13 protein-coding genes are annotated in these 12,376 nt (G+C 69.1%); 4 read left to right on the top strand and 9 right to left on the bottom strand.

Annotation, left to right across the window (positions count from 1 at the left end; genetic code table 11):
• Positions 1 to 8 precede the first annotated feature (8 nt).
• On the bottom strand, positions 9 to 908 hold the full coding sequence (locus ACIO3S_RS02300; RefSeq protein WP_400458926.1) for an NAD(P)-dependent oxidoreductase: 900 nt from the start codon (positions 906 to 908) through the stop codon (positions 9 to 11).
• Between the two features lie 127 nt (positions 909 to 1,035).
• Between ACIO3S_RS02300 and ACIO3S_RS02295 the strand changes: the two genes are divergently transcribed.
• From ACIO3S_RS02295 to ACIO3S_RS02280, 4 genes are all read left to right on the top strand, one after another.
• Positions 1,036 to 1,695, top strand: a complete 660-nt coding sequence (locus ACIO3S_RS02295) for a DUF1707 domain-containing protein (protein ID WP_400458923.1) — start codon at positions 1,036 to 1,038, stop codon at positions 1,693 to 1,695.
• A gap of 56 nt (positions 1,696 to 1,751) precedes the next feature.
• Positions 1,752 to 2,432 (top strand): DUF1707 and DUF2154 domain-containing protein, encoded by a 681-nt coding sequence (locus ACIO3S_RS02290; protein WP_160024879.1) that lies wholly within the window; start codon positions 1,752 to 1,754, stop codon positions 2,430 to 2,432.
• A gap of 120 nt (positions 2,433 to 2,552) precedes the next feature.
• Complete coding sequence (locus ACIO3S_RS02285; protein ID WP_400458920.1) at positions 2,553 to 4,274, top strand: sulfatase-like hydrolase/transferase; 1,722 nt, start codon at positions 2,553 to 2,555, stop codon at positions 4,272 to 4,274.
• A gap of 103 nt (positions 4,275 to 4,377) precedes the next feature.
• Complete coding sequence (locus ACIO3S_RS02280) at positions 4,378 to 5,451, top strand: sn-glycerol-3-phosphate ABC transporter ATP-binding protein UgpC (RefSeq protein WP_160024877.1); 1,074 nt, start codon at positions 4,378 to 4,380, stop codon at positions 5,449 to 5,451.
• Between the two features lie 16 nt (positions 5,452 to 5,467).
• Here the strand turns inward: ACIO3S_RS02280 and ACIO3S_RS02275 are convergent, their stop codons facing one another.
• The 8 genes from ACIO3S_RS02275 to glpX all read right to left on the bottom strand — a co-directional run bounded on the left by ACIO3S_RS02275 (position 5,468) and on the right by glpX (position 12,349).
• A complete protein-coding gene (locus ACIO3S_RS02275) occupies positions 5,468 to 6,445 on the bottom strand; it encodes a cytochrome c oxidase assembly protein (protein ID WP_400458917.1) in 978 nt (325 codons plus the stop codon).
• A gap of 33 nt (positions 6,446 to 6,478) precedes the next feature.
• Positions 6,479 to 7,144, bottom strand: a complete 666-nt coding sequence (locus tag ACIO3S_RS02270) for a TetR/AcrR family transcriptional regulator (protein ID WP_400458916.1) — start codon at positions 7,142 to 7,144, stop codon at positions 6,479 to 6,481.
• A 3-nt stretch (positions 7,145 to 7,147) separates the two neighbouring features.
• On the bottom strand, positions 7,148 to 8,071 hold the full coding sequence (locus tag ACIO3S_RS02265) for an alpha/beta fold hydrolase (RefSeq protein WP_400458914.1): 924 nt from the start codon (positions 8,069 to 8,071) through the stop codon (positions 7,148 to 7,150).
• 20 nt (positions 8,072 to 8,091) lie between these two features.
• Entirely contained in the window at positions 8,092 to 8,526 is a 435-nt protein-coding gene (locus ACIO3S_RS02260; protein ID WP_400458913.1) for a hypothetical protein, read from the bottom strand.
• 65 nt (positions 8,527 to 8,591) lie between these two features.
• Positions 8,592 to 10,382: an alpha/beta hydrolase gene (locus ACIO3S_RS02255; protein WP_400458911.1), complete on the bottom strand. Its 1,791-nt coding sequence runs from the start codon at positions 10,380 to 10,382 to the stop codon at positions 8,592 to 8,594.
• A complete protein-coding gene (locus ACIO3S_RS02250) occupies positions 10,379 to 10,684 on the bottom strand; it encodes a hypothetical protein (protein WP_400458909.1) in 306 nt (101 codons plus the stop codon). Before ACIO3S_RS02250 ends, ACIO3S_RS02255 begins: the two co-directional genes overlap by 4 nt.
• Positions 10,681 to 11,148 carry a hypothetical protein gene (locus tag ACIO3S_RS02245; RefSeq protein ID WP_400458907.1) on the bottom strand — a complete coding sequence of 156 codons (468 nt, stop codon included), beginning with the start codon at positions 11,146 to 11,148 and terminating at the stop codon, positions 10,681 to 10,683. The genes ACIO3S_RS02250 and ACIO3S_RS02245 overlap by 4 nt, the downstream gene beginning before the upstream one ends.
• Positions 11,149 to 11,329: 181 nt before the next feature.
• Positions 11,330 to 12,349, bottom strand: a complete 1,020-nt coding sequence (gene glpX, locus ACIO3S_RS02240; protein WP_160024873.1) for a class II fructose-bisphosphatase — start codon at positions 12,347 to 12,349, stop codon at positions 11,330 to 11,332.
• Positions 12,350 to 12,376 lie beyond the last annotated feature (27 nt).

The following is a 12,376-nucleotide window of genomic DNA, read 5'->3' as shown; positions in this document are numbered from 1 at the left end:
CCCGCCGGCTACGAGTCCGACCGCAGGCTCTCGTAGACCCTCGCGAGTCCCTCCGAGCCGCGCCCTGCAGCGATCTGTTCGCTGATCAGTGCCTGGACGGCAGCGATGGGGGAGGGGTCGACCCCCTCCTCCTCGCTGGCACGCACGATGTGCGAGAGGTCGGAGAACTCCAGGCTCTGCTGGCCCGCGACGGTGTAGTTGCCGCCGTCGATGACCTCCGCGTAGCCGGCGAGCCCCTCGGTCATCGCGGCCAGGAACGGAGCCTGCCGAGCCGCGAAGCCGGCCGCGCTCATCCCCATCGAGGCGACCATCGCTGCGCCGTGGAAGAAGCCGGTGAACATCTGGTACATCCCCGACAGCATCGCCAGGTCCACCAGCGACGCCCGGCCGGCGTCCTCGCCGTGGAACTCGCTCGTGGCCCAGACCTCGAGCGTCGGCAGCAGGGCGTCGTACGCCGCCCGTGAGCCGCTGTAGAAGATCTGGCCCGCGCGGGACCCGATCATGGCGGGCACGGCCATGATGGCGCCGTCGAGGTAGCCGATGCCGTGCTCGGCCGCCCAGGAGGCCAGGGCACGGGCCTCGTTGGGCGTCGTGGTCGTGACGTTGACCAGGGTGCGGCCACGCAGCTCGCCGGCGGCCAGGCCGAGGGTCTCCTCGACGGAGGAGTGATCGAGCAGGCAGGCGATGACCACGGGGCTCGCCAGCACCGCCGCCGGGACCGAGTCCGCGGCGCTGGCACCGCGGGCCACCAGCTCCTTGGCCCGGCCGGGCGTGCGGTTCCAGACGGTCACGGAACGACCGGCTTCGAGCAGCGCGGTGGCCAGCGCGCTGCCCATCGCGCCGAGGCCGAGCACGCTGACGTCGGTCGAAGGGATCGAGTTTCCATTGGTTTCTGACACGTCATCCATGCTGAAGGACGTCGCCCGGCTGCGGGAGTACCCACTATTTACTGGGGTACGCACCAATCGGTCAGTGCTCAGCCTCAGGGTTGAACCTGAGAGACGGGCGACACGTACGCCGATAGCATTCAGGACCATGGGACTCCCTGAACCGCACCCCGGCCAGCCCCGCCGAGCCGACCTGCGCGTCAGCGATGCCGACCGCCACGCCGTGGCCGACATCCTGCGCGAGGCTGCCGGCGAGGGCCGCCTGGACATCGACGAGCTGGAGGAGCGGCTCGAGGAGACCTACAAGGCCAAGACGTACGCCGACCTGGAGCCGATCACGCAGGACCTGCCGGTCGCGGGGCAGGCGCCGGTGTCACCGCCATCGGCCGCGGTGCAGGTCGTCTACGGCGAGGGCGCGGCGAGCGACAGCGCCAGCGCGTTCCTGAGCAACGTCGAGCGCAAGGGCGTATGGGTGGTTCCCCAGCAGTTCTCGGTCAACGCGGTGCTGGGCGACGCCAACATCGACCTGCGCGAGGCGCACTACTCAGCGCGCGAGGTGGTCATCAACGCGACCTCCGTCCTGGGCAGCGTGAAGGTCACCGTCCCACCGAACGTGCACGTGATCGTCGAGGGCAACGGCGTCCTCGGCGACTTCAAGGAGCCCTCGGAGAAGGTGCCCGAGGCGCTCACCGCGGACTCCCCGGTGGTGCGGGTGCGGGGCCTTGCTGTGCTCGGCGACGTGACCGTCAAGCGCCGGGGTCCGCGCGGCCCGAAGCGCACGCTGAGGCAACACCTCGGCCTGGAGTGAATGGTGTAGGGGGATTGTTGAGGCACAGGCTCGAAGCCCCCACTAGCATTCGCCCCATGGGAACGACCCCCGAGCCATTCCGCGGCCAGAATCCTGATCCGAACCTCCGGATCAGCGATGCCGACCGCCACAAGGTGGCCGACATCCTGCGCGAGGCCGCAGGCGAGGGCCGCCTGGAGATCGACGAGCTCGACGACCGCCTCGAGGCGACCTTCAAGGCCAAGACGTACGCCGACCTGGTCCCGATCACGGTCGACCTGCCGGCCGCGGGCACCCCGGCGCCGCCGGTTCCGGTGTCCAAGCCCGCCACCGCGAGCAGCCCCGCCGTCTTCGCAGCCAATCCGATCGAGAGCCAGCTCTACGTCGCGATCATGAGCGGCGTCGACCGGCGCGGGGTCTGGACGGTGCCGGCGACCGGCAACGTGATCGCCCTGATGGGCGGCGCCGAGCTCGACATGCGTCAGGCGCAGTTCTCCGCGCAGGAGACCGTGATCTACGCCAACGCGATCATGGGCGGGGTCAACATCACCGTCGGCCCCGATGTCCAGGTCGTGATGCAGGGAGTCGGGATCATGGGCGGCTACGTCGGTCCGCGCGGGATCGAGCCGACCGGCGGTCCGGTGCTGCGGGTGAAGGGCCTGGCGCTGATGGGTGGCGTCACGGTCATCCGCAAGCCGCTGAAGGAAGCGAAGGGCTCGCGGCAGCTGAAGATGCCGCCGCCGCACGAGCTGCACTGAGCAACACCATCTCGGGGATGGTCCGCTCCGCGGACCGATTTTGTCGTGCCTGGAAATCAGGCACTAACCTCACCTGAACAAGTTATTGTGTAGTTACATAATAGACAAAGGAGTCTCGGGATGAAGCCGAAGTGGAGCGCACTGCTGGGCGCCGCACTCCTGGCCGTCGTGGCCCTGATCGCCGGACTCCTGGTCCTCGGCCCGAAGACGGTGGCCGCCGGATCTGCCGCCGCCGACCCGTCGGCCGCGCCGGTCGAGGACGCCGCGGAGCTGGCCGCGACGACCGACGAGCGCCCCAACATGGTCCTGATCCTGATGGACGACTTCTCCCTGGAGCTGCTCCGCACGATGCCGGAGGCGACCAGGATGGCGGCCGAGGGCGCGACGTACCAGAACTCCTTCGTCATCGACTCGCTCTGCTGCCCCTCGCGGGCGGCGCTGCTGACCGGGCAGACCCCGCACCACACCAAGGTCCTCACCAACACCCAGAACGACCCGGAGCACCCGGTCGGCGGCTGGTCGGCGTTCCAGCGCTACGGCAACGTCGAGAAGCAGTTCAGCATTGGGCTCCAGGAGGCCGGCTACACGACCGGTTTCGTGGGGAAGTACATCAACGCCTACGAGGCCACCGTCGGCTCCGACGGCAAGCGCGTCCCGCCTCCGAAGGTGCCCGGCTGGGACTCCTGGAACGCACTCCTCGGCGGTGCCTACGGCGGCTGGGGCTACCAGAGCACCTTCCTCGACGGCAACGGCGCGGTGCAGCTGCGCAACCACCCGCGGCCGCCGACCTCGGCCGGCCCGGCCGTGAAGGACGCCGGGTACGCCGGCAACGTCACCCGTGACTATGCCCTCGACTTCATCGAGAAGCACCGCGACGACGAGAATCCCTACTTCCTCGAGATCGCCGCCTACGGCCCCCACTCGCGCCTGGGCCACCACTACCCGGGCCTGGACACCTGGTTCCCGCCCGCGTTCGCCGACCAGGCGCCGGCCGGCGACCCGACCGGCGGCAACTGCGGCCGGGTCGCGTGCGGCGACCTGACGCTGAAGGACCTGGTCGGCTACGGCGACGACCGCTGGGACAACGCGCCCACCTACCTCGGCCGCGGGGGACGCACGTCGCAGGCTCCTGCCTGGCGCACCAACAAGGTCTCGCTGAGCGACGAGACCGCGCTGAGCCAGTACCGCGACCGCGCCCGGATGGTGCAGTCGATCGACCGGATGATCACCCAGGTGCGGGAGGCCGCCGGCGATGACACCTACATCGTGCTGACCTCCGACAACGGCTTCCACCTGGGACAGCACCAGCTCAACGGTGGCAAGGGCGCTCCGTACGACTCCGACACCCGCGTGCCCATGGTCGTCGTCGGCCCGGACGTGGTGCCGGGCAAGCGCAGCCAGTTCGTCAACAACATCGACCTCGCGCCGACGTTCCTCGACATCGCCGGCGCTCCGACCCCGTCCTACGTCTCCGGGACCTCGTTCGCGGAGACCCTGAGTCGGCCGCGGCTGCCGGGTGGGCGGTACGCCTTCTTCGAGCACACCTACGCCAAGTCGCATCCCGGCGAGGTCGACCTCGACAACGGCTCGGGCGGCACCATCGACATCATCCCGTCCTACATCGGGGTGCGCGGCTCGCAGGGCCTGCTGGTCCGGTTTGACCTGGACAAGTCCTGGAAGGGCACCGACTACGCCTACGAGCTCTACCGCTACGACCGGCCGTGGGAGGACCGCAACGTCTTCGCCGAGGACCACGCGAAGCCGTACGCCCGTGACCTGATGCGCCGGCTGAACGCCTACGAGGGTTGCGCACCAGCTGTGTGCCGGGCTTTGACCCGCTGATAACCGATGTGGGCTATGGTGTCTCCGCCGAGGAAATGTGTCCTCGGTCACTTCACAACGGATCGTCCGGCACGTACCTGCCGGTGAAGGAGACAACGGAATCATGGCAACAGTTACGTTCGAGAAGGCGCAGCGTTGGTACGCCGGCGCCGCCGAGCCCGCGGTCAAGGGCATCGACCTCGAGATCAAGGACGGCGAGTTCATGGTGCTCGTCGGTCCGTCTGGATGCGGTAAGACCACCACCCTGCGCATGCTCGCCGGGCTGGAGGAGGTCAACTCGGGTGCCATCAGGATCGGCGACCGCGAGGTCACCAACGTGGCCCCCAAGGACCGCGACATCGCGATGGTCTTCCAGAACTACGCGCTCTACCCGCACATGAGCGTCGCCGAGAACATGGCGTTCTCGCTGAAGATGGCCAAGGTGCCGAAGGCCGAGCGTGACAAGCTCGTCGCCGAGGCCGCCAAGACCCTGGGCCTGACCGACTACCTCGACCGCAAGCCGAAGGCGCTCTCCGGTGGTCAGCGCCAGCGCGTCGCCATGGGCCGTGCGATCGTCCGCCAGCCGCAGGTCTTCTGCATGGACGAGCCGCTCTCCAACCTCGACGCCAAGATGCGCGTGCAGACCCGCACCGACATCGCCAAGCTCCAGGCCGACCTCGGCATCACCACCGTCTACGTCACCCACGACCAGGTCGAGGCCATGACGATGGGCGACCGCGTCGCGGTGATGAGCAACGGTGAGCTGCAGCAGGTCGACACCCCGCTCAACCTCTACCGCAAGCCGGTCAACCTCTTCGTCGCCGGCTTCATCGGCTCGCCGCAGATGAACCTCATCAAGGCCACCGCTGCCGACGGCGGCGGCGCGAAGATCGGGGAGTACGTCGTCCCCGTCGGCACCACCGACATGCCCACGCAGATCACCGTCGGCGTGCGTCCGGAGAGCTTCCGGGTCATCGGCGAGGGCCAGGGCGGGCTGCCGGTCCAGGTGACCGTTGTCGAGGAGCTCGGCTCCGACTCCTACGTCTACGGCACCAGCGACGTCGAGGGTGTTCCCTCGACCCTGATCGTCCGGGTCTCCTCCAAGGACCACGTCAGCAAGGGCGACACGATCTACGTCACCACCGACCCCGAGGACGTCCACGTCTTCGACACCGAGTCGGGTCTGCGCGTCAACTGAGCGCCGACCGACGCACTCAGTGCTGCTGGTTCATCCGGGCCAGCATCGCGTTGTAGGCATCGAGGGCCTCGTCGCTGTCGGGATCCACGGATCCCGGCTCGGCGGGGCCCTCAGTCGTGCCCCGGGCGCTCTCCTCGGCGAGCCGGCTGCTGCGTACGCCATCGAGGAAGCGGCCGGTCATCTTGACCCGGCGCTCGGGTGAGGAGACGACGGCGATCACCAGGCCGATGGCGAGCAGCATCATGCCGCCGTCGCCGCCGGCCCACATCAGGCCGCCGGCGGTCTGGATGTCCTTGACCGCGTCGAGCGCCCACTCGGGCCGGGCGCCGGAGTAGACCGGGTAGAGGTCGCGCTCGGTCTGCAGCATCACGATCCCCACGATCGTGTCGGGCACCATCCCGACGACGAGGAGCGCGATCCGGCCCAGGTAGGGCAGGTCGGTGCGTACCTTCTCCTCGCCGATCGTGCCGGTGAGGAAGAGGAAGCCGGCGACGACGTAGAGCACCTGCTCGCCGACCATCAGCGACGTGCTCTGTGCCATCGAGTCCATGAACCCGGACAGGTGGGTGCCGATGATGACCACCGAGTAGAGCAGCGTGCCGGTGACCGGGTGGATCAGGATGGTGACCGGGAGCGAGCGCATCGCCCGCTCGGCCCGCGGGCCGGTCTCGGCGATGACGGTGAGCGGGTGACCGAGCACCAGGAGCGTGGGCACGACCATGATCAGCGTCAGGTGGAGCACCATGTGCATCCAGGCCAGCGCCATCGCGTAGCCGTTGATGGCCGAGGCGACCACGACGTACATCAGGCCGAGCCCGGTCAGGAACGACGCCACCCGCCAGCCCTTGACCGTCGAGGCCGCTCCGGCGGCGTTGCGGAGCGTGAGATAGCCCGCCGCGAGGATGACCACGGCGAGCAGCCAGCCGGGCTGGAGACTCCAGGTGGTGAAGAACTCGGACCAACCGAGCGGGGGCAGGGAGCCGTGGTCGTGCATGGTCTCACGGTATCTCCGGGCCCACGCCGAAGGTTATTTCGGGCGGCTGCCGGGGTCGATCAGCGGCACCAGGAACAGCCGGGCGAGCGCGCGCAGCTGCGCCTCGTCGTCGATGTCGACGACCTCGCTCGGGGTGACCAGGAACGAGGTCGAGGTGCGGACCATCAGCTCGGCGACGAGGTCGACCTCGATCTCGGCAGGTACGTTGCCGGCCCGCTGCTCGCGACGCAGCTGGCCCGCGACGAAGCGTGCGATCGTGGCCACGGTGCGGCCCCCGTCACCGACGATGGAGTGCACCAGAGAGTCGGTCTCGACGGTGAGCAGGCCCCCGATCAGCGGGTTGCCGCGGATCGCCCGCATCGCGCTGGCGAAGCCGATCTCCACCCGCTCCGCCGCGTCGGCGGCATCGGCGATGTCGAGCACGAACTGGTCGAAGTAGCGGCGGAACTCGCGGCGTACGACCTGCTCGACCAGGGCGTCCTTGTTGGCGAAGCGCCGGTAGACGGTGATCCGGGCGACCCCGGCGCGGTTCGCGACCTCCTCCATGGTGGTCCGCCTGATCCCGATCTGGCGGAACTGCTCCGCGGCGGCGTCGAGGAGCTTCGCGGTCACCGCCTCGTCCTCGATGGGCTCGGCGACGTCCGCGAGCGCCCGGGCGAGCAGCGAGCCCGACTCGCCCTCGGGGACCGTGGCGTGCATCCGCTACGCGGTGACGGTGTGGTCGGCGGCTCGGTCGGCCGTGCGGCGTACGACCTTGATGAAGGCGGGCCACAGCGCTCGGGGCAGGTCGTGACCCATGCCCTTGAACAGGGTGATCTCCGAGCCGGGGACGGCCGCGGCGGTCGCCCGGCCGCCGGAGACGTGGACCATCTTGTCGGTCAGGCCGTGGATCACGCTGAACGGGACCTGGATGCGTCCGAGGTCCTCGGTGCGGTCGGGCTGGGTGAGCACGGCCAGCATCTGCCGCGCGACGGCAGGACCGCTGACGCCGCGGTTCCAGGTGTCGATCGCGCGGCGGCGTACCTCGTCCTCGGGCTCGGGGAAGCCGGGGGAGCCGATCTGGATGCCGCCCTTGATCTGACGCTCGATGTAGCCCTCCAGTCCGGGCTTCTTGATGACCAGCGCGGGCAGCAGGGTCGGGTGCTGGAAGCCGACACCTCGACGGCCGGTGGTCGACATCGTCGAGCAGACCGAGCGCACCCGGTCGGGGTGGCGGATGGCGAGGGTCTGGGCGATCATCCCGCCCATCGACACGCCCCACACGTGCGCGGAGTCGATGCCGAGATGGGTCAGCAGCGCGGCCGCGTCGTCAGCGAGGTCGTCCATGGCGTACGGCGCCGGCGTCGGAAGCCCCGCGAATGCACGCGCCAGCCTCGCGAGCGTGATCCGCTCGTCGGAGGGGTGCGGCGAGGAGTGGCCGATGTCGCGGTTGTCGTAGCGGACCACGTAGAACCCGGCCTGGGCGAGCTGCTCGCACAGCTCGGTGTTCCACCAGGTCATCGGGCCGCCGAGCCCCATGATCAGCAGCAGCGGATCAGCGCTGGGGCTTCCGAACGTGTCGTACGCCAGCTCGACCCCTCCGGGGAGGAAGGCGGTGGACTCGGTCGGCTCGGCGGCGGAGGTCATGCGCCGATTTTACCGGGTCGTCAACTGAGGTCGATCGGCTCGCCGACGACGTAGCCCTTCCAGTCCCGGATCTGGTCGTGGTCGATCTCGACCGGCGCCCCTTCGACGAACATGCCGACCTGTCCCGGGCCCTTCGGGTAGGTCTGGAAGATGGCCGTCAGATCGCCGTGCGAGAGGCGCAGCGCGTTCCCGGTGATGGTCGGGTCGTACTCCGCGAGGTCGTCACTCAATGCGGTCAGTGGGTCTTCCTGCTCGGTGACGAAGTCGGCCTGGACGTCGTACCTGTAGGAGGTGAACTGGTCAGAGAGCCCGGACCGGTCCACCCCGTCGTAGCCTTCCGTCGCGTTCTCGGGAGACGCGGCCAGCGTCGTCGCGGCAACCGATGACAGATCGCGTGCCCAGGTGAGTACGTCGTCTCGCTGCTTCTCCAGCTGCGTGTAGGTGCTGTCGCTCACTTCGCCACATCCTCCGGCAATCAGGATCGTCAGCGCCGCCACCATGACGGCCGGGGTCCGCCCTCTCATCGGCCGTCCGTGTTCGGGCTGGTCGGCGTGCGGTCGCTCTCGGGGTCGACCGGGTCGCGGTACCACGGGTCGTACACATGCCCGGCGCGCACCACCTCGTCGTACTGACCGTTGACGATGTGGGCCATGTTGGCGAGTGACTCCGAGTCGTGGTCGTAGTACTTGACGTGGTCGTCGATGTTGGGGATCGACCCCCTGCTGGTGCTCTCGGCCTGAAAGCGTACGGCACCGAAGTCGTCCTCAGCCGGGTTGTGGCCGAGGCCGGCGCCGGCCATCTGGGCGACGACGCCACCGAGGGGGCCGGTGAGCACACCCGCGCCGGCGGCTGCCGGGCTGACCCATCCTGTCTGTCCCAGTCGGCCGACGAGGTCTTCGCTGTTCGTGCCGACGAAGACGTGTCCCGATCCGATGCCCAGGTCGTCGGCGGAGTCGGCGTCGTCGCCGGCTCGGGGGCTGCCCAGCAGGATGACGTCGTCGACCTCAGGATCGTCGTCGGTCATTGCGTGCGCGACGGTCGTCGAGCCGTAGCTGTGCCCGATCGCGGTCAGATGGAAGTCGTCGGTGCGCATGGCGTTGAGGCCGTCGAAGGTGTCGGCGAGACGTTCTCCGCCGGCGGTAGCCATGCCCTCGCCTGCGACGCCGCCCGAGTCGGCGCCGCTGGGAGCGTCGTAGCCGATCCAGAACATCGTCGCCGTGCTGGAACCTCCTTCGAACGAGGCCGCCTGCTGGAGGTTGATGGCGTTCTGAGCGTTTCCGTCGGCGGACTCCATGTCGGTGGTCAGGCCGGGAACGTTGACCGAGACGTTCTCGGCCGTGTCCAGGTCGCCGACGGCCATCGCGACGGCGCCGTCACCGTCGAACGCCATCGGATCGTAGATGTAGATCTGCGCGTCGTAGTTCTCGCCGGTGGTGGGGTCGACGCTCCGGTCGATCTTCCGCCGCGCCTCGTCGGCGGCGCGGGCGTTGTCGTAGCGGGTCTGCTCATCGTCGGTGCGCTGGTCCTCGGGGATGGCGCCGAGCTCGGCGAGGTCGCGGTCGAGCGAGATCGTGTTCGCCGCGCTGCGGTCGGCAGCCGGGATGCCGTCGGTGTTGCCCACGATCTCGGGGTACGCGGCGGTCATGCCCTCTCGTTGCTCGTCGGTGAGTCCGTCCCACCACGCCTTGACCGCCTTGGGGTCCTTGCCGGACGGCATCGAGTCTCTGGCGGTGTCAGCGGGATCGGCGACTCCGGCGTACTTCTGGTCGATCTGCCGCTCGGTCATCGCATCGCGGAGCGCAGCCGCGACCTTCTCCTCGCTGGCCTCGAGGTCCTCGGTCCACCTCACCAGGTCGGACTCGTACGTCTCGACCTGGCCGGTGCAGCGGTCGCAGTCCGACTGGAGGTTCCGGAGCTCGGCCTCGTCGGTGGGCAGCGGGGTCGCTCGGGCGGTGAGCGCGTCGACCAGGCGGGTCAGGCGCTCCCGTTCTCCCCTCAGATCCTGATGACGTCTGGTGAGATCGACCAGCTCGTCCCCATGGGCCAGGACGGCGTTGGCCGCGGCGCGCAACGCCAGCGAGCAGGCATCGGCGTGCGTGCCGATGGGATTGAGTGCCTGGGCGTACGCGGCGGCCGCCCGGCCGTCGAGGAGGCCGGAGTCCCTCGCCTTCCCGCCGACGAAGGAGCCGTGGTCGTCGAAGATCGACGACGAGGTGCGGAGGGTGGACCCCATCTCCTGCACCTTCTGACCGTCCGCGGTGAACTCGGGCGTCTCGCTCGGCCTCGGGGGCAGGGAGACGGTGATGGTCACCGGATCTCCCTGATGCTGCTCAGCACCAAGGATGCGTTGATGTCGGTCTTCGCGTCGGTCTCGAGGATGCCGATCGCAGCGCTCCTCAGCCCGTCGGCCTGGGACTCGGCGGAGCGGGCGGACTTCGTCGCGATCGCCTGCCAGGCCTCGATGAACTGTCCGACCAGACTCGCCACGGTCGGCGTGAAGCCACCTGCGCCGACACCGTTGATCTGCTTCGCCGCAGCGGTGAGATGGAGATTCTCCGTATCCCACGCGGCAGCCGTGGACTGGACCTTGGCGGGTTCGACGTGCAGCGTCATACCAGCGCCTCCCTCACGGTCGGCGTGGGGCGGAGGACCCGGCCGGTCACGGTCACCACGAGCCGGTCATGACGCTCGGACCAGGTGCCGACGATCTGGACGTCCGCTCGGGAAGCGGTCCAACGGTGGAATGCCTTCACCGCGACACTGGAGTGCCACCTCGCGTCTCGGAACCCCTGGTCGAGGCCGGCCAGGATCGCGTCGCCATCGGCTGTTCGAGCCTCGAGCTGGGCCCAGCGGCGTACGTTCTCGCTGTTGTACGGCTCCCACCTCGGCCCGTCAGAGGTCGGCTCCGGCAGGCGTGCGGCGATGGCTACGACGGTGGCGTCGACCACCTGCGCCGACCGGCTCAGCTCATCGGCCGTCGCCTCGGGTAAGGGCTCGGGAGGGTCTGCCGGAGGCAGGATGACGATGTCGACGTCTGGACGACGCTCGCGCAGCGCGGCGAAGAATGGGTCCGTCACAACGATGCCTCCCCGAGTGACCTACACCTGAGACGCTCATCAATGCTCGTGTCGCACCACAAGATAGCAACAAAATGGCACCACGGGCGGTCGCTCCGGGGACAAGGGGGACAACGAGAAGCGCGGCAGGGACCAGGAGGTCCTTGCCGCGCATCTGGCCGGCGCAAGCGCCGGGCGAGGATCAGAAGTCGATGGCGCTGTAGGCCTGGAGCTTGGCGAGCTGGTGCTCCGAGGTGACCTTGCGGATCGTGCCCGAGCGGCTGCGCATCACCAGGGAGTCGGTGACGATGGCGCCGTGGGGGAGGTACTGCACGCCCCGCATCAGGTCGCCGTCGGTGATGCCGGTGGCGACGAAGAAGCAGTCGTCGCCGGTGACCAGGTCGTCGGTGTGGAGCACGAAGTCGGGGTCGAGGTTGTGGCCGGCGTCGAGGGCGCGCTGGCGCTCCTCGTCGTCCTTGGGCCACAGCCGGCCCTGGATGGTGCCGCCGAGCGCCTTCATCGCGCACGCGGCGACGATGCCCTCGGGAGTGCCACCGATGCCCATCAGCAGGTCGGCGCCGGAGCCGGCGCGGGCGGCCGAGATCGCGCCGGCGACGTCGCCGTCGACGATGAACTTGATCCGGGCGCCGGTCTCGCGGATCTCCTCGACCAGCTTGTCGTGGCGCGGCCGGTCGAGCACGATCACGGTGATGTCGGAGGCCTTGGTGTCCTTCGCCTTGGCCACCGCGGCGATGTTCTCGGCCACGGGAAGGCGGATGTCGACGACGTCGGCGGCCTCGGGACCGGTGACCAGCTTCTCCATGTAGAAGACGGCGCTGGGGTCGTACATGCTGCCGCGCGGGGCGACCGCCATCACGGCGACGGCGTTGCTCATGCCCTTGGCCGTCAGCGTGGTGCCGTCGATCGGGTCGACCGCGACGTCGCACTCGGGGCCGGTGCCGTCGCCGACCTGCTCGCCGTTGTAGAGCATCGGGGCGTTGTCCTTCTCGCCCTCGCCGATCACGACGGTGCCGTTCATGGCGACCGTGGAGATCATCGTGCGCATCGCGTTGACCGCGACACCATCGGCGCCGTTCTTGTCACCACGCCCCACCCAGCGGGCCGCGGCCATCGCAGCCGCCTCCGTCACGCGCACGAGCTCCAGGGCCAGGTTGCGGTCAGGAGCGGTGGGGGCGACGCCGAGCGGCTGGGTGTCGTTCATAGGGGTCAATCTATCCGCCGGGCGCGG

The sequence above is a fragment of the Nocardioides sp. NPDC087217 genome (assembly GCF_044744805.1).
GTDB lineage: Bacteria > Actinomycetota > Actinomycetes > Propionibacteriales > Nocardioidaceae > Nocardioides.
Note: the sequence above shows the minus strand (reverse complement) of the source record. Positions and strands in the feature narration are given on the sequence as shown.